The sequence below is a fragment of the Streptomyces specialis genome (assembly GCF_001493375.1).
In the GTDB taxonomy this organism is placed as follows: domain Bacteria; phylum Actinomycetota; class Actinomycetes; order Streptomycetales; family Streptomycetaceae; genus Streptomyces; species Streptomyces specialis.
The window spans coordinates 516,013-537,482 of the sequence record NZ_LN929894.1 but is presented as its reverse complement, the minus strand read 5'-3'; the positions used below and the strand labels follow the sequence as shown (position 1 = coordinate 537,482).

Here is a 21,470-nt window from a genome sequence, read left to right as displayed (position 1 = left end):
CGCTCAGTCTGCCCGGTCCCCCTCGGACCCGCGGACGACGGCGGCCCGGATCAGTCCGGCGAACAGCGGGTGCGGCCGGGTGGGGCGCGAACGCAGCTCCGGGTGGGCCTGGGTGGCGACCAGATACGGGTGGGTCTCGCGCGGGTACTCGACGTACTCGACCAACTTGTTGTCCGGGGAGGTGCCGGAGAACATCAGGCCGGCCTTCTCCAGCTCGGCGCGGTAGGCGTTGTTCACCTCGTACCGGTGGCGGTGGCGCTCCTCGACATACGGCTCGCCGCCGTACACCTCGCGCACGATCGAGCCCTCGGCGAGCTTCGCCGGGTAGAGCCCGAGCCGCATCGTGCCGCCCATGTCGCCCTCGCCCGCGACGATGTCGAGCTGCTCGGCCATGGTGGAGATCACCGGGTGGGCGGTGCCCTGGTCGAACTCGGTGGAGTTGGCGCCCTCGATGCCCGCCAGCGTCCGCGCCGCCTCGATCACGACGCACTGGAGGCCCAGGCAGAGCCCGAGGAGCGGCACCCGGTTCTCCCGGGCGTAGGCGATGGCCGCGATCTTGCCCTCGACGCCCCGGTCGCCGAAGCCGCCGGGGATGCAGATGGCGTCCACGCCGGCGAGCTGCTCGGCCGCGCCGCCGGGCGGGCGGCAGTCGTCGGAGGTGACCCACTTGACGCGGACGCGGGCGTTGTTCGCGAAGCCGCCGGCGCGCAGCGCCTCGGTCACGGACAGGTAGGCGTCGGGCAGGTCGATGTACTTGCCGACGAGCGCGACCGTGACCTCGTGCTCGGGGTGGTGGACGCGCTGGAGCAGGTCGTTCCACTGCGTCCAGTTGACGTCGCGGAACGGCAGGTCGAGGCGGCGCACCACGTAGGCGTCGAGCCCTTCGCCGTGCAGCACCTTGGGGATGTCGTAGATCGACTTGGCGTCGATGGCGGCCACCACGGCGGCCTCCTCCACGTCGCACATCAGCGAGATCTTCCGCTTGATGGCGGTGGGGACCTCGCGGTCGGCGCGCAGCACGATGGCGTCGGGCTGGATGCCGATGCTGCGCAGGGCGGCGACGGAGTGCTGGGTCGGCTTGGTCTTCAGCTCGCCGGAGGGGCCGATGTAGGGCAGGAGGGAGATGTGGACGACGAACACGTTGTCCCGGCCCACCTCGTGCCGGACCTGGCGCACCGCCTCCAGGAACGGGAGGGACTCGATGTCGCCGACGGTACCGCCGACTTCGGTGATGACCACGTCGACGTCGCCGGTGGCCATGCGACGGATGCGGTGCTTGATCTCGTTGGTGATGTGGGGAATGACCTGCACGGTGTCGCCCAGATATTCACCGCGGCGCTCCTTGGCGATCACGGTGGAGTAGATCTGGCCGGTGGTGACGTTGGCGCTGCCGTCCAGGTCGACGTCGAGGAAGCGCTCGTAGTGGCCGATGTCCAGGTCGGTCTCGGCGCCGTCGTTGGTGACGAAGACCTCGCCGTGCTGGAACGGGTTCATCGTGCCGGGGTCGACGTTGAGATACGGGTCCAGCTTCTGCATGGTGACGCGCAGCCCGCGCGCCTTGAGAAGGGCCCCGAGGCTGGAGGCGGTGAGCCCCTTCCCGAGCGAGGAGGCGACCCCGCCGGTGACGAAGATGTGCTTGGTCGTCGTGGTGCTGGGCGGCATGGCCAGGTGCTCCCGTGGTCGCGAGGTTGGATGCACGACACCCCTGGGCGCCCTGGGGGCCTCCCGGCGGGGGATTCGTCGTGGGGGGTTCGGGGGATTCACTGCCCGCCGGGGGATTCGTCGTGGGGGGTTCGGGGGATTCACTGCCCTCCGGTCCACGGGCTACCAGGGTATCAGCGGGAGGAACCGGAAGTGTCGCCGAAGTGGGTCCCGTGAAGAAGCCTCGACATATCGCACCGAAGGTGAACAACCCGACCCGGAGAGTCATGCCGATCTACGTCGAACGTAAAGCAGATCCATGAACCTCGTCGTATTCTGCTCGGACGCTCGAATGGGCGACGGAAAACCGCACGTCCTACGGGGCGGAGCACCTTTCGACTGGAGATGGAAGTGGCCGGGCGCATCGAGGATTACGCACTCGTCGGGGACATGCAGACCGCCGCACTCATCTGCCGGGACGGATCAGCCGACTGGCTGTGTCTGCCCCGGTTCGACTCCCATGCGGTGTTCGCCGCGCTGCTGGGGACCGAGGAGCACGGCTTCTGGCGGCTCGGCCCCGCACACGGCAAGGACGTGCCGCCACCGCCCGCGAGCCGCAGGCGGTACCGGGGGGATTCGCTGATTCTGGAATCGGAGTGGGACACCCCGCGCGGCACGGTCCGCGTGACGGACTTCATGCCCCCGCGCGGCGGGGACGCGCCGCAGCTCATCCGTATCGTGGAGGGCGTCAGCGGCCGGGTGCCGATGCGTTCGGCGCTGCGCATGAGGTTCTCCTACGGCTGGGTCGTGCCGTGGGTCCACAAGGTCGACGACCGCACCGTCGCCGTCTCGGGCCCGGACTCGGTCTGGCTGGACACCAGCGTGGACACGTACGGGAAGAACCTGACCACCTACGCCGACTTCACGGTGGCACCGGGTGACCGCGTCGCCTTCGCGATCAGTTGGCAGCCCTCGCACAAACAGCCGCCGCCCGTGCCGGAGCCGGAGGAGTCGCTGCGGGTGACCGAGGACTTCTGGCGGGACTGGGTGGCCAAGTGCACCTACCACGGTCCCTACCGGGAGGCCGTGGTCCGCTCGCTGATCACGCTGAAGGCGCTGACCTACGAGCCGACCGGCGGCATCGTCGCGGCGCCGACCACGTCGCTCCCCGAGGAGATCGGCGGCTCCCGCAACTGGGACTACCGGTTCACCTGGCTGCGGGACGCCGCCATAACGCTGTCGTCGCTGCTGCGCACCGGCTACCACGACGAGGCCAAGGCGTGGCGCGAGTGGCTGCTGCGCGCGGTGGCGGGCGACCCGCAGAACCTCCAGATCATGTACGGCATCGCGGGCGAGCGGGAGCTGGCCGAGGCGGAGCTGAGCTGGCTGCCCGGCTACGAGAACTCGCAGCCGGTCCGCGTCGGCAACGGCGCGGCCGGACAGCTTCAGCTCGACGTGTACGGCGAGGTCACCGAGGCGCTGCACCTGGCGCACATGACCGGCCTGGCCAGGAACGACCACGCCAACCTGCTCCAGCTCAAGCTCATCCAGTACCTGGAGGAGCACTGGGACGAGCCGGACGAGGGCATCTGGGAGGTCCGCGGGCCGCGCCGGCACTTCGTGCACTCGAAGGTGATGGCGTGGGTCGCGGTGGACCGCACGGTGAAGCTGATCGAATCGGGCGAGGTGGACGGCCCGCTGGACCGGTGGCGGGATCTGCGCGACGAGATTCACCGGTCGGTGTGCCTGCACGGCTACGACAAGGAGCGCAACACCTTCACCCAGTCGTACGGCTCCAAGGAGCTGGACGCCTCGCTGCTGCTGATCCCGCAGATGGGCTTCCTGCCGCCCGACGACAAGCGGGTGATCGGCACCATAGAGGCCATCCAGCGGGAGCTGTCCACGCTGGACGGGTTCATCCTGCGCTACCCCACGGCCGGCGCCCAGGCGGGCGTGGACGGCCTGGAGGGTGACGAGGGCGCGTTCCTGGCCTGCTCGTTCTGGATGGCCGACGACCTGGCGATGATCGGCCGGGTGGAGGAGGCCCGCAAGCTGTTCGAGAAGCTGCTGGCGCTCCGCAACGACCTGGGTCTGCTGGCCGAGGAGTGGGATCCCCGCCGGATGCGCCAGGTGGGGAACTTCCCGCAGGCGTTCAGCCACGTTCCCCTGATCGACACCGCCCTGCGCCTCACGGCGTCGGGCGCCTACGGCGGCTGACCCCCGCCGGAGTTCACGACGGCGCGGGACGGGAACCACTCCGTTCCGCGCCTTCGCCGCGTCCGGGGGCGTTCACCCGTGCGGGGGGTGTTCAGCCCGTCGCGGCCAGCTCGTCGTAGACGCTGAGGACCTGGGCGACCGTGGTGTCCTCCGTCGGCCAGCTTCCGGCGCGGGCGCGGCCCGCCCGGGCCAGGGCCGCCCGGCGCGGCGCGTCGGTCAGCAGGGTTTCCACGGCGCGGGCCAGCGCGGCGGGGTCTGCGTAGGGCACCAGGACCGCCGCGTCGCCGACCAGCTCCGGGACGCCGCCGACGGCCGTGGCGACCAGGGGCACGCCGTGGCGCATGGCCTGCTCGGCGAGCGGGGCGCGGGCGGCCCAGCGGGCGATCAGCAGGGCCACGTCGGCGTCGGCGATCAGCGCGGCGCGGTCGGTCCCGGTGCCCAGCAGCCGGACGGGGAGTTCCTCGCGGTCGATGCGCCGCTGGAGGGCGGGGCGTTCGGGGCCGTCGCCGACGACCGCGACCAGCGGCTGAGGCGTCAGGCTGCGCCAGGCGCGGGTGGCGGTCAGCAGGTGGCCGAGGTCCTGGGCCCGGTCGAGCGCCGCCTCGGCGACGAGCAACGGCCGGTCCACCGCGCCGAGTTCGGCCCGGATCTTGTGCCGGTCGACGCCGGCCGCGGCCTCGTCGGCGGCGCGCGGCGGCGGCAACGCGACCGGCGCGAGCCGCGCGTCACGCGCGCCCCTGCTGCGCGCCCGGTCCACCAGATCGGAGGTGGCGCCGAGGACCACGGACGCGGCGCGGGCCACCCAGTGCTCGGTCACCAGCCGGAGCCGCGCCCGCATGCCCGGCAGCGCGGACCGCGAGTGCCAGGTGACGACGAGGGGAACGGTGCGGCGGCGCAGCGCCAGCGCGGCCAGCATCCCGGCGCGCATGCCGTGGGCGTGCACCAGGTCGGCGTCGTGGCCCACGGCCCGCAGCAGGCCGACGGCGGCCGGCGTCGTTCTCGCGGGCACCGGGACCGGGACGAACCGGGCGCCGGCCGCCGTGAAGCGGTACCGCCGCTCGGCCGAGGCGGGGGCGCCGACGGTGACGCGCAGCCCGCGCGCCACCAGGCCGGCCGACAGGGAACGGACGTGCGTGCCCGTGCCCACGCCGCCCCCGCCGAGAAGCTGCACGACATGCAACGGCGCGCGGCCGTGCGTTGGTGCGGTCGAGCTGCTCACGGGGTCCTCTCCGTCTCACCGTGTCCCGCCCGCCGTTGCCCACGGCGACGCTCAAGTCCGGTGGGGCGGAACGCGGTCAAGGATGCCAGTCCGGGACCGCCCGGCGATAGCGAGCGACACCCGCATGGGTGAGGAGGCTCCTTACCGCGCGTCCCCGTCCGGGTTCTCCCGGCCGCGCCCGGCGCCGAGCTTCGCGGCGGTGGCCAGCAGTTCCTCGGCGTGGGCGCGGGCCAGCCGGGAGTCCTCCTGCCCGGCCAGCATGCGGGACAGCTCCCGCACCCGGCCCTCGCCGTGCACGGACCGCACGCCGCTGCGCGTGACCGATCCGTCGCTGGTCTTCTCCACCACCAGATGCCGGTCGGCGAACGCGGCGACCTGCGGCAGGTGGGTGACGACGACGACCTGGGCGGCGTCCGCCAGCTTCGCCAGCCGGCGGCCCACCTCGACGGCGGCCTTGCCGCCGACGCCCGCGTCCACCTCGTCGAAGAGATAGGTCGGCACGGGCGCGGCGTCGGCGAAGACGACCTCGACGGCCAGCATCACGCGCGACAGCTCGCCGCCGGAGGCGCCCTTGGCGATCGGCCGGGCCGGGGAGCCGGGGTGCGGGGCGAGCAGCAGCTCGACCTCGTCGGCGCCGTGCGGGCCGTAGGCGACGGGGCGGCCGTCCAGCACGACGGCGTCCTCGCCGTCGGCCGCCTCGGTCTGCCGGACGTCGACCTGGATCCGGGCGTGCGGCATGGCGAGCGAGGCCAGCTCTCCCGTGACCGCGTCCGCGAACCGCTTGGCGGCCTCGACGCGGGCGTCGGTCAGGGCGCGCGCCAGGTCGGTGAGCCGCGCGCGCAGGGCGTCGCGTTCGGCGATCAGCTCGCCGACGCGGTCGTCGTCGCCGTCCAGCTCCGCGAGACGGGCGGCGCCCCGGTCGGCCCACTCCAGGACGGCGGAGCAGCCGTCGGCGGCGCTGTCCGGCGCGGCGTACTTGCGGATGAGGTGGGCCAGGACCGCGCGGCGTTCCTCGACGGCGGCCAGGCGCAGCGGGTCGGAGTCCAGGCCGTCCGCGTAGCCGGCCAGTTCCCCGGCCACGTCGGACAGCAGGATGCCGACCTCGCCGAGCCGGTCGGCGAGGTCGGCGAGGGCCGCGTCGTGGTCCCGCACGGCCTGGAGGGCGCGGTGGGCCCCGGCGACGAGGGTGCCGGCGTCCACGGCCTCGGGGTCGGCCGGGTCGCCCGCCAGGGCGCCGTGGGCCAGGGCCGCGGCGGAGGCGAGTGCCTCGGCGTGGCCGAGCCGCTGGGCCTCGGCGGCCAGCTCGGCGTCCTCGCCGGGGCGCGGCTGGGCGGCGGCGATCTCGTCGAGGCCGAAGCGCAGCAGGTCGGCCTCCTGGGCGCGTTCCCTGGCGCGGGTGGTGAGCTCCGCCAGCCGGGCGGCGACGGCGCGCAGCCGCTGGTACGTCTCCTGGTAGTCGGCGAGCGGTCCGGCGACGGCCTCCCCGGCGTACCGGTCCAGGGCCTGCCGCTGCCGGGCCGGGCGCAGCAGCCCCTGCTGGTCGGTCTGGCCGTGCACGGCCACCAGGTCCTCGCCCAGCTCCCCGAGCAGCCCCGCGGGCACGGACCGCCCGCCCACGTGGGCGCGGGAGCGGCCCTCCGCGGAGATGGTGCGGCTGATCAGCAGCGCGCCGTCGTCCAGCTCGGCGCCGGCCTCCCCCGCGCGGCGTGCCGCCGCGGAGTCGGGCCGGACGCTGATCCGGCCCTCCACGACGGCGGACTGGGCGCCGCCGCGCACGAAGGCGGCGTCGGCGCGCCCGCCGAGCAGCAGGCCCAGGCTCGTGACGACCATGGTCTTGCCCGCGCCGGTCTCACCCGTCACCGCGGTGAAACCGGAGGACAGCTCGACGACGGCATCGTCGATCACGCCCAGGTCCTTGATCCGCATCTCCTCCAACACGGATACGACCATACGAGGTTCGGCGGCCCCCTGGCGACGAAGGTCTCCGTACTTCTGTGCGGAACCGGTGGCGGGGGGCCGTCCGTCAGTGCGGGGCGCCGCGCCAGCCGGCGACCGGCAGCGCGAACTTGGCGACCAGCCGGTCCGTGAACGGCGCGTGGTGCAGCCGCGCCAGCCGCACCGGAACGGCCCCGCGCCGCACCTCGACCCGCGCGCCGGGCGGCAGGGGGACGGTCCGCCGCCCGTCGCACCACAGCACGCCCGGCAGCGTGTGCTGCCTGAGTTCGACGGCGAGCACGGAGTCCGGCGCGGTGACGAGGGGCTTGGCGAACAGGGCGTGCGCGCTGATGGGCACCATCAGCAGTGCCTCGACCTCGGGCCACACGACCGGGCCGCCGGCCGAGAACGCGTACGCCGTGGAGCCGGTCGGCGTGGCGCAGACCACACCGTCGCCGCCGAACCCGGAGACGGGACGGCCGTCGACCTCGATGACGACCTCCAGCAGCCGTTCCCGGGCGGCCTTCTCGACCGACGCCTCGTTCAGTGCCCAGTCGGTGTGCAGGACGCGCCCGTTGTCCTGGACCAGCACGTCGAGGGTCATCCGCTCCTCGACCTCGTAGGCGCGGGAGACGACGCGGTGCACGACCTTGTCGAGGTCGTCGCGCTCGGCCTCGGCGAGGAAGCCGACGGTGCCGAGGTTGACGCCGAGCAGCGGCACGCCCGAGGCGCGGGAGAACTCGGCGCCCCGCAGCAGCGTGCCGTCGCCGCCGAGCACGACGAGCAGCTCGCAGCCGTCCACGGCGCCGCAGTCGGGGCCGTTCTTGTCGATGCGCTCGACCTCGGGCGGCAGCGACGACAGGTCGGCGGCCTCCTCGGCCAGGACCCGGACGCCGATGCCCCGGCTGAGGAGCCCCTGCACGACGCGTTCGGCGCTGCGGACGGCCGCCGGGCGGCCGGTGTGCGCGAGCAGGAAGACGGTGCGTGGCTCCCCGTCCGGCTGCTGCGGCGTGGTGGTGGTCACTGCGGCCCCTCCGTCACTGCGCGGTCGACGTCGGCCGGGTCGAGTGCGGGTGCCCCGGCGCACAGCCACAGAAAGTATTCAACATTGCCCGAGGGACCCGGCAACGGGCTGGCGGTGACCCCGGCCACGCCCAGCCCGTGGCCGGCGGCCTGGTCGGCGACGGCGCGCACGGCCTCGGCGCGCAGCGCGGGGCTGCGGACGACGCCGCCGCTGCCGAGGCGTTCGCGGCCCACCTCGAACTGCGGCTTCACCATCAGCACCAGATCGGCGCCGGGCGCGGCGCAGCGCACGAGGGCGGGGAGGACCAGGCCGAGCGGGATGAACGACAGGTCCCCCACGACGAGGTCCACCGGCTCGCCGCCGAGGTGGTCGAGCGTCAACTCGCGTACGTTCGTGCGGTCCTTGACGGTGACCCGGGAGTCGGCGCGCAGGGACCAGGCGAGCTGTCCGTAGCCGACGTCCACGGCGGTGACGGAGGCGGCGCCCGCGCGCAGCAGCACGTCGGTGAAGCCGCCGGTGGACGCCCCGGCGTCCAGGGCGCGCCGGCCGGCGACGCGCAGGCCGCGGGGGGTGAAGGCGGCCAGGGCACCGGCCAGCTTGTGCCCGCCGCGCGACACGTAGTCCGGGTCGTCGTCGTCCGCCCGGACGACGAGGGCGGCGCTGGTGGCGACCTGGGTCGCCGGTTTGGCGGCGGTCGCGCCGTCCACGGTGACCCGGCCGGCGTCGATCAGGTCCCTGGCGTGCTCGCGGGAACGGGCCAGCTTGCGGCGCACGAGTTCGGCGTCGAGGCGGGCGAGGCGGCGCTGGGTCGCGGCTGCCACGGACGTCTCAGCCCCTGTCCAGTTCGGCGAGCGTGTCGCGCAGGCCGCGGTGCGCGTCCTCGTACACCTCCAGGTGCCCGGCGACGTCGAGGCGGTCGGCGTCGGCCAGGCGGCGCAGGTGCGCGTCGACCGGCGGGTGCCCGGTGGGCTCGACGCCCACGCCGAGCGGGCGCGGCCCGTCGTCGGGCTCGTTCTCCGGCTGGGCCACGGGGGGTTGTACTGCTGCGTCGTGGGGCTCGTGCATGCCCCCGACGCTACCGGGTGCCCACCCCGGCCGGTCGCCGCGCCGCCGGAACGACCAGCGGGGTGCCGGTCTCGGGGTCGTCGATGACCCGGCACGGCAGCCGGAACACCTCCTCGACGAGCCGCGCGGTGACGATCTCGCCGGGCGGCCCCTCGGCGACCACCCGGCCGTCGCGCATGGCGATCAGGTGGGTGGCGTAGCGGGCGGCGTGGTTGAGGTCGTGCAGCACGGCGACGAGGGTACGGCCCTGCTCCTCGTGGAGCCGCGCGCACAGGTCGAGGATCTCGATCTGGTGGGCGATGTCGAGGAACGTGGTCGGCTCGTCCAGCAGCAGCAGCGGTGTCCGCTGGGCGAGGGCCATGGCGATCCACACGCGCTGGCGCTGCCCGCCGGACAGTTCGTCGACGTGGCGGTCCGCCAGGTCCGTGATGCCGGTCCCGGCCATCGCCTCGGCGACGATCCGCTCGTCCTCGCGGGACCACTGCCGCAGCAGGCCCTGGTGGGGGTAGCGGCCCCGCGCGACGAGGTCGGCGACGGTGATCCCGTCGGGCGCGACGGGCGACTGCGGCAACAGGCCCAGCACACGGGCCAGTCGCTTCGCCGGCACGTCGCGGATGGCCCGGCCGTCGAGCAGCACGGCCCCGGCGGCGGGCTTGAGCATGCGGGACAGGGCGCGCAGCAGCGTGGACTTCCCGCAGGCGTTGGGCCCGACGATCACCGTGAACGACCGGTCGGGCACGGCGACCGTGAGCCCTTCGGCGATGATCCGCTGGTCGTACCCGAGGGTGACGTCCTCGGCCCGCAGCCGTGCCCCGCCGGGGGGTTGCCCGGGGTGTCCGGGTTGCTCGGGGTGTCCGGTGTCGCTCACGAAGTCTCCTCGGTCGTCTCGTCGTTCCCGCGTCGTCGCCGCGTCGTCCGGGGCCCGCACCGCGCGGCGCCTCATATCCGGCCCGCGCGGCGCTCGGTGAACAGCAGCCACAGCAGATAGCCGCCGCCCAGCACGCCGGTGACCGCGCCGACCGGCAACTGCCGGTCGCCGAACGCGCCTTGCGCCAGCAGGTCGGCCCCGGCCATCAGCAGCGCGCCCATCAGCGCCGAGGGCAGCAGGTTCGGGCCGGTGGCCCGCGTCAGCCGGCGGGCGAGCTGCGGCGCGGTCAGCGCGACGAACGCGATCGGGCCCGCCGCCGCCGTCGCCGTGGCGGTCAGCAGAACGGCGGCGACCACCACGACCAGCCGGGTGCGTTCGACCCGCACGCCGAGCGCCGTCGCCGTGTCGTCCCCCATCTCCAGCATCCGCAGCGGCCGGGCCTGCGCAAGGGTCACCGGCAGCAGCACGGCGCAGGCCACCAGCAGCGGCCAGAACTCGCCCCAGTCCCGCCCGTTGAGCGATCCGGTCAGCCACAGCACGGCCCGCGCGGCGTCCACGATGCCGGTGCGGGTCAGCAGGTAGCCGTTGGCCGCGCTGAGCATCGCCGCCGCGCCGATGCCGACGAGCACCAGCCGGTAGCCGTGGATGCCGCCGCGCCACGCCAGCGCGTAGACGCCGAGCCCGGTGAGCAGCCCGCCCGCCACCGCCCCGGCGGCGACGGCGAGGCTGCCGCCCCCGAAGAGCACGATCACGGTGAGCGCGCCCGTCGCCGAGCCGTGCCCGAAGCCGATCACGTCGGGGCTGCCGAGCGGATTGCGGGCGACGGACTGGAAGACGGCCCCCGAAACCCCCAGCGCCAGGCCGACGAGCAGCGCGACCAGCACCCGGGGCAGCCGCAGGTCCCGGACGATGAACTCCTGCGCGGCGGTGCCGTTCCCGGCCAGGGTCCGCAGCACGTCCGCCGGGGACAGCGGGTAGTCCCCGGTGCCGACCAGCACCACGGCCACGGCCAGCGCGAGAACGGACAGCAGCAGTCCCACGGCCACGGCCCGGACGGGCAGGCGCAACGACCAGCCGCTCCGGGTGCGCAGGACCAGGTTCCGGGCCGTCACAGGTGGGCCGTCCTTCGCCCGCGGACGAGATGGATGAAGACCGGGCCGCCGATGAGGCTGGTGACGATCCCGGCCTGGAGCTCCGACGGGCGGGTGACGAGCCGCCCGACCACGTCGGCGCCGAGCAGCAGCACCGGCGCCAGGAGCATCGCGTAGGGCAGCACCCAGCGCATGTCGGGCCCGGTCAGGGCGCGGACCGCGTGCGGGACGATGAGCCCGACGAAGACGATCGGCCCGCAGGCGGCGGTCGCCGCGCCGCACAGCAGGGTGACGGCGACCATGGCCAGCACCCGGGTCCTGGTGATGTGCGCGCCGAGGGCGCGGGCCGCGTCGTCGCCGAGCGCGATCGCGTTCAACGGCCGGGCCAGCGCCAGCGCCAGCAGCATGCCGACGACCAGGAACGGCGCCACCTGCCGGATGACGTCCGGGTTGGCGGCGGCGATCGAGCCGACCGACCAGAACCGCATCCGGTCCAGCGCGGCGGTGTCGAGCAGGGCGACCGCGTTGACGTAGCCGTAGAGCGCGGCGGTGACGGCGGTCCCGGCCAGCGCCAGCCGCACGGGCGTCGCGGCCCGACTGCCGCCCAGCGCGTAGACCCCGGCCGCGACGACGGCGGCGCCGAGGAACGCGAACCACACGTACCCCGTCAGCGAGGTGACGCCGAGGAAGCTGATAGCGGAGACGACGGCGGCGGACGCGCCCGCGTTGACGCCGAGCAGCCCGGGATCGGCCAGCGGGTTCCGCGTCAGGGCCTGCATGACGGCCCCGGCGAGACCGAGCGCGGCCCCGCACAGCAGACCCAGCACCGTGCGCGGCAGCCGGACGTCGCGGATCACGACGTCGGTGTCGGTCCCCGTGTAGGCGAAGAGGCCGTGCCAGATCCCGTCCGGCGAAATGGACTTGGCGCCGAACGCGACGCTCGCCGCGGTGACGAGCAGCAGCGCGCCCCCGGCCGCCAGCAGACCGGCCGCCCGTCGTCGTCGCGGGGGTGACGGCTTGGCCTTCACCGTGGTAGACCTCTCCAGCAACATGGAGGTTAGGTTAGCCTAACCTTTATTCGAGGTCATCGCGTGGGCGGCCAGAGCGCGCCCGGAGAGCAAGGCACCACCATGAACAGCCCTTTTCCCGCCCGCCTGTCCCGAAGAGCCCTGCTCTCCACCGGCGGCGCCCTGAGCGCGGGCGCCCTCCTCACCGCGTGCGGCGACAACTCCCCCACCGGCAGCGCCGGTGACGGCACCGACGCCAACGCCCCGTCCGGCGCCTTCCGGTTCACCGACGACCGGGGCGAGACCGTGGAACTGGACGCCGTCCCCGAGCGGATCGTCGCCTACGTCGGAACGGCCGCCGCCCTCCACGACTACGGCATCCGCAGCGTCGGCGTCTTCGGCCCCACCACCAACCCCGACGGCACACCCGGCCCGCAGGCGGGCCGCCTCGACCTCGACGACATCCGCGTCCTGGGCACCGCCTGGGGCGAGTTCGACATCGAGGACTACACCGTCCTCGAACCCCAGCTCCTCGTCACCAACATGTTCGAACCCGGCGCCCTCTGGTACGTCCCGGACGAGAGCGCCGACACCATCGCGGGCCTCGCCCCCACCCTCGGCATCCTCGTCGCCCCCACCGCCGACCGGCCCGGCATCCGCCTCGGCGACGTCATCGACCGTTACACCCAGCTCGCCACCGCGCTCGGCGCCGACCTGACCACCACCGCCGTCACCGAGGCCAAGGCCCGTTTCGAGGCCGCCGCCGAGGCCGTCCGGCGAGCCGCGCGCGACAACCCCGGCATCAAGGTCCTCGCCTGCTCCGGCGCCGCCGACCTGTTCTACGTCTCCGACTCGTCCTCCGCCGCCGACCTGGCCTGGTTCCAGGAGCTCGGCGTCGAGCTGATCGTCCCGGAGCACGTGGACGCGGGCGGCTTCTTCGAGAGCCTGAGCTGGGAGAACGCCGACGCCTACCCCGCCGACCTGCTGCTGATGGACAGCCGGGGCGTCGCCCTCCAGCCGGACGACCTCGCCGACAAACCGACCTTTACGCGGCTCCCCGCCGTCGAAGCCGGCCAGATCACCGGCTGGAACAGCGAGCCGGTGCCCTCCCACGCCGGCTGCGCCCCGCTCCTCGAAAACCTCGCGGAAGCCCTCCGCACCGCCCGGAAGGTGAGCTGACCCGATGCCCCGCACCCCCGCCACCCGCCGCGCGTTCCTCGCCACCGGCGGCTCCCTGGCCGCCGGCACCCTCCTCGCCGCCTGCTCCGGCGGCACCGGATCCGGCGACGGCCGACCGGCCTCCGGCGGCTGGTCGTTCACCGACGACCGAGGCGAGACCGTCGAACGCGACAGCGTCCCCGAGCGGATCGTCGCCTACGTCGGCTCCGCCGCCGCCCTCCACGACTACGGCGTCGCCTGCGTCGGTGTCTTCGGCCCCACCCTCCTCGCCAACGGCGAACCCGACGTCCAGGCCGCGAACCTCGACGTCGGGGAGCTGACCGTCGTCGGCAACGCCTGGGGCGAGTTCAACGTCGAGACATTCGCCGGGCTCGAACCCGACCTGCTCGTCACCCCCATCCACGACACGCCCGAGCTGTGGTACGTCCCGCCGGAGGTCAGCGACGAGGTCAACGGCCTCGCCCCCGCCGTCGCCATCCACTCCGTGGACACACCCCTGAGCGCCGTCATCGACCGTTACGCGGAGCTGGCCGGCGCCCTGGGCGGCGACCTCGGCGCCCCCGCCGTCACCACCGCGAAGACCCGCTTCACCGAGGCCGCCGAAGCCCTCCGCCGCGCCACCCGCGACAACCCCGGGCTGCGCGTGCTCGCCGTCCCCGCCACCGACGACATGGTGTGGTTCGCCTCCCCGGACCGCCTGTCCGACCTGTCGTACTACCGCGAGCTGGGCGTGGAACTCATCTCCCCCGGCGAGCCGGACGGCGACATCTTCGCCACCGCGAGCTGGGAGAACGTCGACACCCACCCCGCCGACCTGATCCTCGTCGACCAGCGCACCAGCAACCTCCAGCCCGACCAGCTCGCCGCCACCAAGCCCACCTGGGCCGCCCTGCCCGCCGTCCGCGCCGGCCAGGTCGCGAGCTGGAACCCCGAACCCACGCACAGCCACGCCGGCTGCGCCCCGGCGCTGGAAGCACTCGCCGACGCCATACGGAACGCCACCCGCCTCGACGATTAGGACCACTACCATGGCCACCGCCCCCGCGGACCCGCCCTTCGAGTTCTTCGCCCTGCGCGTCCTGCGCACCGACCGCGTCAGCCCCGGCTTCGCCCGCGTCACCCTCGGCGGGGATCTCACCCGGTTCGCGAGCGGCGGGCGCGCCCAGCGCTTCAAGCTGTTCCTCCCCCGCCCCGGCCAGGACACGCCGCTCGTCCCCCGCGAAGCGGGCACGGACTGGTGGCCCGCCTGGCAGCGGCTCGCGCCGGAGGAGCGCGCCGTGATGCGCACCTACACCGTCCGCGACCACCGCCCGGACGCGGGCGAACTGGACATCGACTTCGTCCTCCACGACATCGCCGGACCGGCCTCCGGCTGGGCCCGCGACGCCCGCCCCGGCGACCCGCTGACCATCCTCGGCCCCAACCGGGCCGACAACGGAGGCGTCGACTTCCGCCCGCCCCCGGACACCGACTGGGTCCTCGTCACCGGCGACGCCACCGCCCTCCCGGCCGTCGCCGGCATCCTCGCCTGGCTGCCGCCCGGCACCCGGGCCACGGTCTGGATCGAGGCCGACCACGCGGCCGACCTCCAGGAGCTGCCCACCGAGGCCGACGCCGAGATCACCTGGCTGTTCCGCGACCGGCTCCCCCACGCCATCCGGCGCGCCGCCCTGCTCGCCGCCGTCCGCGACAGCGCGTTCCCGCCCGGCACCCCGTACGCGTGGCTCGCGGGCGAGGCGGGCGCCGTCCGCGACCTGCGCCGCCACCTCGTCAACGAGCGCGCGGTGGACCGCCGCCGGATCACCCACACCGGCTACTGGCGGCGCGGCGCCTCCGAGGAGGACCTCCTCGCGGAGGCGGTCGCCACCGAGGCGACCGCCTGAGCCGCCTACAGGTCCAGCACGCCCAGCGCCCGTTCCGCCGACACCCGGCCGCCGCCCGTGCCCGCCGCCGTCCAGGCGGCGGCGCACAGCGCCCGCAGGCCGTCCAGCGCGTCACCGCCGCCGTCGAGCATCAGCGCGCCGCCGTCCCCGGCCGCCGCCCGCCAGCCGCCGCAGCGGAAGCCGTCGCCGTCCGCCACCACCTCCGGCTGCGGCGCCAGCAGCCCCCGCAGATCCGCCGCCACGAACGTCGGCCGGTGCTCGGGCGCCGCCGCCAGCAGCCGGGCCGCGTCCGTCACCCCGGTCAGGACCAGCAGCGAGTCGACACCCCCGGCGTGCGCGCCCTCGATGTCCGTGTCCAGCCGGTCCCCGACGACCAGCGGCCGGACCGCGCCCGTCCGCAGGATCGTCTCCCGATGCATCGGCGGCAGCGGCTTCCCCGCGACCCGCGGGTCCTTCGTGTGCCCGGTCGCGATCCGCACGACCTCCACCGCCGCGCCGTTGCCCGGCGCGATCCCGCGCCCGCTGGGGATGGTCAGATCCGTGTTCGAGGCGAACCACGGCACACCCCGGTTCACCGCGATCGACGCCTCCGCCAGCACCCCCCATGGCAGCTCAGGCCCGCCGTACCCCTGCCCCCCCGCCGCCGGGTCGTCGTCCGCCGAGTCCACCGGGCTCAGCCCGCGCTCGCGCAGCGCCACCCGCAGCCCCTCACCACCCGCGCCCAGCCCCCGCGCGCCCGCCGGCACTTGCCCGGCGATCAGCCGCGCCACGGCCTGCGCCGAGGTGACGACCTCCGACGGGTCGGCGGGCACACCCAGCCGCGTCAGATGCTCCGCGACGGTCTCCGGCGTGCGGGCGGCGTTGTTCGTGACGTACGCCAGCCGCATCCCGCCGTCCCGCGCGGCGCGCAGCGAGTCGACGGCGTGGGCTATCGCCTCGCCGCCCGCGTACACCACCCCGTCCAGATCCAGCAGCGCCGTGTCGTAGACCTCGCTCAGCGCCCGCCCGGAGCCGCTGGGAGCCGTCCTGGGGGCGGCCCCGGGGGCGTCCGCCGCCCGTGCCGCCCGTGTCGCATCAGCCATGTCACCGTCCATGTCGCTGACGATGATCCCTCATCCCCGGCAGCACTTACGATGCGGGGATGCGTCCCGACGGCCTCGACCTCGCCCCGTTCCGCGCCCTGCGCTACGTCCCCGGGAAAGTCGGGAGCCTGGCCGCCGTCACCTCGCCGCCCTACGACGTCGTCGTCCGCCCGGACGGCGTGGACCGGCTGGAGACCGCCGACCCGCACAACATCGTCCGGCTGATCCTGCCCCACGACGGCGACCCGGGCACGCGCCACCAGCGGGCCGCCGAGACCCTGCGGCGCTGGCGCGCGGACGGCGTCCTGGCACCGGACCCCTGGCCCGCCGCGCTGTACGTGTACGAGCAGCGCGCCGCCGGCACGCTCCAGCGCGGCCTGATCGGAGCCCTGCGCCTGACCCCGCCCGAGGACGGCGTGGTCCTCCCCCACGAGGACGTCATACCGGACGTCGTCGCCGACCGGTCCGCCCTGATGCGGGCCACGGCCGCCAACCTCGAACCGCTGCTGCTCTCCTACCGCGGTGCCCGCCCCGACGGCGCCGGAGCGGCCGGTGTCGTGGAACGGGCCACCCAGGGCCTCCCCCTCGTCGCCACGACGACCTCGGACGGTACCCGGCACCGGCTCTGGCCCGTCACCGACCCGGCCGAGATCGACACGGCGACCCGGGACCTGGCGCGCCAACGGGCCCTCATCGCGGACGGCCACCACCGGTGGGCGACGTATCTGCGCCTGGCGGCCGAGCACCACGGCCGTCCGCCGTGGGACCGCGGCCTGGTCCTCCTGGTCGACACGGCCCGCTATCCGCTGCGCGTGCAGCCCATCCACCGGCTGCTGCCGGCGCTGCCGCCCGCCGAGGCACTCGCCCGGGCCGACGGCGCGTTCCGCACCCGCCCGCTGGCCGGCTCCCTGCCGGACGCCCTCCGCACCCTGGCGGGAACGGAGGGCAACGCGTTCGTGCTGACCGGCGGCGACACGTTCCACCTGCTCGACCGCCCCGACCCCGGACACCTCGCCGCCGCGATCCCGCGGGACCGGCCCAGGAAGTGGCGCGAGCTGGACGCGACCGTGCTGCACGCCGCCCTCCTCGGCCCGTTGTGGGGCGTGGACGACGGCCCGGCCGCCGTCCGCTACCTGCACGACGCGACAGCCGCCGTCACCCAGGCGCGCCGCCACGGCGGCACGGCCGTCCTGATGCGCCCGGTCCCGGAGAGCACCGTGCGCGCCCTCGCGGAGGAGGGCGTCACGATGCCCCACAAGTCGACGTCGTTCGGCCCCAAACCGGCGACGGGCCTGCTGATGCGCGGCCTCGACACCGCCGAATGGAACTGACCGGCCTCAGTCGCGATCCTCGCCGGACTCATCCGCCGCGCCGGTGACATCGGCACCGGTGTCGGCATCGGTGTCGTCGGAACCGTCGAGGTCGTCGGCCTCCGGGTCCAGCGCGTCGACGAACTCGATCCCGTCGAGCTGGGCCAGCCGGTCCGACGCGTCGGTGGTGCCACCGCTGTCGGCGTCGAGCGCCTTGGCGAACCACTCACGCGCCTCGTCCTCACGGCCCACGGCGAGCAGCGCCTCGGCGTAGGCGTAGCGCAGCCGCGCGGTCCACGGGTGGATCGCGGTCGAGGCCAGCTCCGGGCTCTGGAGGGTGACGAGCGCCGCCTCCGCCTGCCCGAGGTCCTGCCTCGCGCCGGCGGCGACCAGGCGCATCTCCACCTGTCCCGCCCTGTCGAGCTGCTGCACCTCGGGCTCCCCGGCCATGGCCAGGGCCCGCTCGGGCCGCCCGATGCCCCGCTCGCAGTCGGCCATGATCGGCCAGAGGTGAACGGAGCCGGTCATCCGCCGGGCCGCGCGGAACTCGGTGAGCGCCTCGGAGTACTTCGCCACGCCATAGGCGGCGAAGCCGGCCGCCTCACGCACCGCACCGACCCGCGAGGCGAGCCGCAGTGCGGTGCGCGCGTAGCCGTAGGCACGCTCCGGCTCCTCGTCCAGCAGCTTGGCGACCATGACAAGGTTCCTGGCGACGTCGGTGGCGAGCGTCTTGGGCAGGCTCATCAGCTCCTGCCGCACGGAACGGTCGACCTCGTCGCCCGTCACATCGTCGGGAATGGGCAGCCGCCTGATGGGCTCACGATCCCGGTCGCGGTACCTGTCCTGGTCGCTCCTGCGCTCACCCGCGTCGCGACGGAACCCGCCCCGGTCGTCCCGCCCCCGGACATCACGCCCACCCGAACGGTACTCACGCGGCCTGTCGTCACGCGGCCGGAAATCACGGCGATCGTCCCTGGGCCGGTCGTCACGCGGCCGGAAACGGTCACCCTGACCCTGCGGCCGGTCAGTACGCGGCCGGAAGTCGCGACGGTCGTCCCTGGGACGGTCATCGCGGGGACGGAAGCGGTCGCCCTGGCTCTGCGGCCTGTCGTCACGCGGCCGGAAATCACGGCGGTCATCACGCGGCCGGTCGTCCCGCCGGAACGAGTCGCGGGGACGGTCGTCACGGGGACGGAAGTCGCGCCGCTCCTCTCGCGGCCGGTACGACTCACGGGGCCGGTCACCCTGCGGCCGGTCATCACGACGGAACGAATCCCGCTGCGGACGGTCATCCCTACGGAACGAGTCCCTGGGCCGGAAATCACGACGGTCGTCCCTCGGCCGGTCATCCCGCCGGAACGAGTCGCGCGGCCGGTCGGACTGACCCTGCGGGCGGTCGTCACGCCGGAACGTATCCCGCTGCGGCCGGTCATCCCTACGGAAGGAATCCCTCGGCCGGAAGTCGCGCCGATCATCCCTGGGTCGGTCGTCACGGCGGTAAGAGTCACGCGGCCGGTCACCCGGGCCCTGCGGCCGGTCATCCCGCCGGAAAGCCGGACGCGGCCTGTCGTCACGCGGCCGGAAATCACGGCGATCGTCGCGCGGCCGGTCATCGCGCGGCCGGAAGTCGCGCCGCTCCTCTCGCGGCCGGTACGACTCACGGGGCCGGTCACCCTGCGGACGATCATCACGACGGAACGAATCCCGCTGCGGCCGGTCATCCCTACGGAAGGAACCGCTCGGCCGGAAATCACGACGGTCATCCCTGGGGCGGTCGTCCCTGGGCCGGTCGTCGCGACGGTAGGAGTCACGCGGCCGGTCGCCCTGGGCCTGCGGGCGGTCGTCGCGCCGGAAGCCGGCGCCCCGGTAACCACCCTCGCGCGGCCGGTCATCACGGCGGAAGTCACGGCGGTCCCGGTCCCCCCCCGCGAACCGCCCGCCTCCACGCCGGTCGTCGCGACGCGGGCCCCGCGCCGATCCTGTGGGCCGTTCCTCGTCCGAATTCGACATCGACGTGTTTCCCATCTTTTCTTTCCGAAAATGCACAACGCGCTGAAAACAAAAAAAGGACCTCTGGTTCCCCAGCGTGAACGCTGGGGAACCAGAGGTCCCATAAAGATTGTCCGGCGGTGTCCTACTCTCCCACACGGTCCCCCATGCAGTACCATCGGCGCTGGAGGGCTTAGCTTCCGGGTTCGGAATGTAACCGGGCGTTTCCCCTCCGCCATGACCACCGGAACACTCGAAAGTGCTCCAAGCGAACAAGCGCACTCTTCACTTGTTACTCGAAGAAGTATTGGTCTAAAAATTCACAGTGGACGCGAGCATCTGAGGACAAGCCCTCGGCCTATTAGTACCGGTCAACTCCACCCCTCACAAGGCTTCCATCTCCGGCCTATCAACCCGCTGGTCTCACGGGGGCCTTACCCCATCAAAGTGGGTGGGAGTCCTCATCTCGAAGCAGGCTTCCCGCTTAGATGCTTTCAGCGGTTATCCCTCCCGAACGTAGCCAACCAGCCATGCCCTTGGCAGAACAACTGGCACACCAGAGGTTCGTCCGTCCCGGTCCTCTCGTACTAGGGACAGCCCTTCTCAAGACTCCAACGCGCACAGCGGATAGGGACCGAACTGTCTCACGACGTTCTAAACCCAGCTCGCGTACCGCTTTAATGGGCGAACAGCCCAACCCTTGGGACCAACTCCAGCCCCAGGATGCGACGAGCCGACATCGAGGTGCCAAACCATCCCGTCGATACGGACTCTTGGGGAAGATCAGCCTGTTATCCCCGGGGTACCTTTTATCCGTGGAGCGTCGGCTCTCCCACACGCCTCCGCCAGATCGCTAGTCCCTGCGTTCGCACCTGCTCGACCCGCCAGTCTCACAGTCAAGCTCCCTTGTGCACTTACACTCACCACCTGATAACCAACCAGGCTGAGGGAACCTTTGGGCGCCTCCGTTACCCTTTAGGAGGCAACCGCCCCAGTTAAACTACCCACCAGACACTGTCCCCGATCCGGATCACGGACCCAGGTTAGACATCCAGCACGACCAGAGTGGTATTTCAACAACGACTCCACACCGGCTGGCGCCGACGCTTCACAGTCTCCCACCTATCCTACACAAACCGAACCGAACACCAATATCAAGCTATAGTAAAGGTCCCGGGGTCTTTCCGTCCTGCTGCGCGAAACGAGCATCTTTACTCGTACTGCAATTTCACCGGGCCTATGGTTGAGACAGCCGAGAAGTCGTTACGCCATTCGTGCAGGTCGGAACTTACCCGACAAGGAATTTCGCTACCTTAGGATGGTTATAGTTACCACCGCCGTTTACTGGCGCTTAAGTTCCCAGCCTCGCCCCGAAAGGCTAACCGGTCCCCTTAACGTTCCAGCACCGGGCAGGCGTCAGTCCGTATACATCGCCTTACAGCTTCGCACGGACCTGTGTTTTTAGTAAACAGTCGCTTCTCGCTGGTCTCTGCGGCCACCCCCAGCTCCAGCAGAAAATGCCTTCACCGGGAACGGCCCCCCTTCTCCCGAAGTTACGGGGGCAATTTGCCGAGTTCCTTAACCATAGTTCACCCGAACGCCTCGGTATACTCTACCTGACCACCTGAGTCGGTTTAGGGTACGGGCCACCATGAAACATCGCTAGAGGCTTTTCTCGACAGCATAGGATCATCCACTTCACCACAATCGGCTCGGCATCAGGCCTCACCCTTAATGTCGCACGGATTTACCTGCACGACGGGCCACACCCTTACCCCGGGACAACCACCGCCCGGGATGGACTACCTTCCTGCGTCACCCCATCACTCACCTACTACCCCATCGGGCCACCGGCTCCACCACTCTGGATCACCCCGAAGGGATCACCAGCGGCTTCACGGGCTTAGCATCAAGAGATTCAGCGCTGGCGCTTCACGGCGGGTACCGGAATATCAACCGG

The 21,470-nt window shown here is 72.9% G+C and carries 16 protein-coding genes and 2 rRNA genes (1 of these 18 running past the window's edge); 5 read left to right on the top strand and 13 right to left on the bottom strand.

Going from position 1 to position 21,470, the window contains the following annotated elements:
* Positions 1-3 precede the first annotated feature (3 nt).
* Complete coding sequence (locus tag BN2279_RS14495; protein WP_059009554.1) at positions 4-1,662, bottom strand: CTP synthase; 1,659 nt, start codon at positions 1,660-1,662, stop codon at positions 4-6.
* 384 nt (positions 1,663-2,046) lie between these two features.
* Between BN2279_RS14495 and BN2279_RS14490 the strand changes: the two genes are divergently transcribed.
* Positions 2,047-3,858, top strand: coding sequence for a glycoside hydrolase family 15 protein (locus BN2279_RS14490; RefSeq protein WP_059009552.1), 1,812 nt, complete (start codon positions 2,047-2,049; stop codon positions 3,856-3,858).
* A gap of 91 nt (positions 3,859-3,949) precedes the next feature.
* Here BN2279_RS14490 and BN2279_RS14485 read toward each other — a convergent pair whose 3' ends face one another.
* The 8 genes from BN2279_RS14485 to BN2279_RS14450 all read right to left on the bottom strand — a co-directional run bounded on the left by BN2279_RS14485 (position 3,950) and on the right by BN2279_RS14450 (position 12,112).
* A complete protein-coding gene (locus tag BN2279_RS14485) occupies positions 3,950-5,077 on the bottom strand; it encodes a glycosyltransferase family 4 protein (protein ID WP_059009549.1) in 1,128 nt (375 codons plus the stop codon).
* Between the two features lie 141 nt (positions 5,078-5,218).
* Entirely contained in the window at positions 5,219-7,027 is a 1,809-nt protein-coding gene (recN, locus tag BN2279_RS14480; RefSeq protein WP_059009547.1) for a DNA repair protein RecN, read from the bottom strand.
* A gap of 73 nt (positions 7,028-7,100) precedes the next feature.
* Positions 7,101-8,036 (bottom strand): NAD kinase, encoded by a 936-nt coding sequence (locus BN2279_RS14475; protein WP_059009546.1) that lies wholly within the window; start codon positions 8,034-8,036, stop codon positions 7,101-7,103.
* Entirely contained in the window at positions 8,033-8,857 is an 825-nt protein-coding gene (locus BN2279_RS14470) for a TlyA family RNA methyltransferase (RefSeq protein WP_059009544.1), read from the bottom strand. Before BN2279_RS14470 ends, BN2279_RS14475 begins: the two co-directional genes overlap by 4 nt.
* 7 nt (positions 8,858-8,864) lie before the next feature.
* Positions 8,865-9,101: a hypothetical protein gene (locus BN2279_RS14465; RefSeq protein ID WP_079032154.1), complete on the bottom strand. Its 237-nt coding sequence runs from the start codon at positions 9,099-9,101 to the stop codon at positions 8,865-8,867.
* A gap of 10 nt (positions 9,102-9,111) precedes the next feature.
* Complete coding sequence (locus BN2279_RS14460) at positions 9,112-9,969, bottom strand: ABC transporter ATP-binding protein (protein ID WP_059009540.1); 858 nt, start codon at positions 9,967-9,969, stop codon at positions 9,112-9,114.
* Between the two features lie 71 nt (positions 9,970-10,040).
* The gene (locus BN2279_RS14455; RefSeq protein WP_104531028.1) at positions 10,041-11,081 is read right to left on the bottom strand and encodes a FecCD family ABC transporter permease; all 1,041 of its coding nucleotides are present in this window, start codon (positions 11,079-11,081) and stop codon (positions 10,041-10,043) included.
* Positions 11,078-12,112 (bottom strand): FecCD family ABC transporter permease, encoded by a 1,035-nt coding sequence (locus tag BN2279_RS14450; protein ID WP_059009539.1) that lies wholly within the window; start codon positions 12,110-12,112, stop codon positions 11,078-11,080. Before BN2279_RS14450 ends, BN2279_RS14455 begins: the two co-directional genes overlap by 4 nt.
* Positions 12,113-12,190: 78 nt before the next feature.
* On the opposite strand from BN2279_RS14450, the gene BN2279_RS14445 reads away from it, so the two are divergent.
* Genes BN2279_RS14445 through BN2279_RS14435 form a run of 3 tightly spaced genes read left to right on the top strand, consistent with a single transcriptional unit; the run spans position 12,191 to position 15,129 of the window.
* Positions 12,191-13,246 carry an ABC transporter substrate-binding protein gene (locus BN2279_RS14445; RefSeq protein WP_059009537.1) on the top strand — a complete coding sequence of 352 codons (1,056 nt, stop codon included), beginning with the start codon at positions 12,191-12,193 and terminating at the stop codon, positions 13,244-13,246.
* A 4-nt stretch (positions 13,247-13,250) separates the two neighbouring features.
* Entirely contained in the window at positions 13,251-14,264 is a 1,014-nt protein-coding gene (locus BN2279_RS14440) for an ABC transporter substrate-binding protein (RefSeq protein ID WP_059009534.1), read from the top strand.
* Positions 14,265-14,274: 10 nt separating this feature from the next.
* Positions 14,275-15,129, top strand: a complete 855-nt coding sequence (locus BN2279_RS14435; protein WP_059009532.1) for a siderophore-interacting protein — start codon at positions 14,275-14,277, stop codon at positions 15,127-15,129.
* Positions 15,130-15,134: 5 nt separating this feature from the next.
* On the opposite strand, the gene BN2279_RS14430 is transcribed toward BN2279_RS14435, so the two are convergent.
* The gene (locus BN2279_RS14430; protein WP_059009708.1) at positions 15,135-16,211 is read right to left on the bottom strand and encodes an HAD hydrolase-like protein; all 1,077 of its coding nucleotides are present in this window, start codon (positions 16,209-16,211) and stop codon (positions 15,135-15,137) included.
* A gap of 59 nt (positions 16,212-16,270) precedes the next feature.
* On the opposite strand from BN2279_RS14430, the gene BN2279_RS14425 reads away from it, so the two are divergent.
* Positions 16,271-17,542, top strand: a complete 1,272-nt coding sequence (locus tag BN2279_RS14425; RefSeq protein WP_059009530.1) for a DUF1015 family protein — start codon at positions 16,271-16,273, stop codon at positions 17,540-17,542.
* Between the two features lie 6 nt (positions 17,543-17,548).
* Here BN2279_RS14425 and BN2279_RS31050 read toward each other — a convergent pair whose 3' ends face one another.
* From BN2279_RS31050 to BN2279_RS14405, 3 genes are all read right to left on the bottom strand, one after another.
* The gene (locus BN2279_RS31050; protein ID WP_079032175.1) at positions 17,549-18,334 is read right to left on the bottom strand and encodes a tetratricopeptide repeat protein; all 786 of its coding nucleotides are present in this window, start codon (positions 18,332-18,334) and stop codon (positions 17,549-17,551) included.
* 1,308 nt (positions 18,335-19,642) lie between these two features.
* Positions 19,643-19,759, bottom strand: a 5S ribosomal RNA gene (gene rrf / locus BN2279_RS14410).
* Positions 19,760-19,851: 92 nt separating this feature from the next.
* Positions 19,852-21,470 (bottom strand): 23S ribosomal RNA (locus tag BN2279_RS14405); it runs 1,491 nt beyond the window's last position.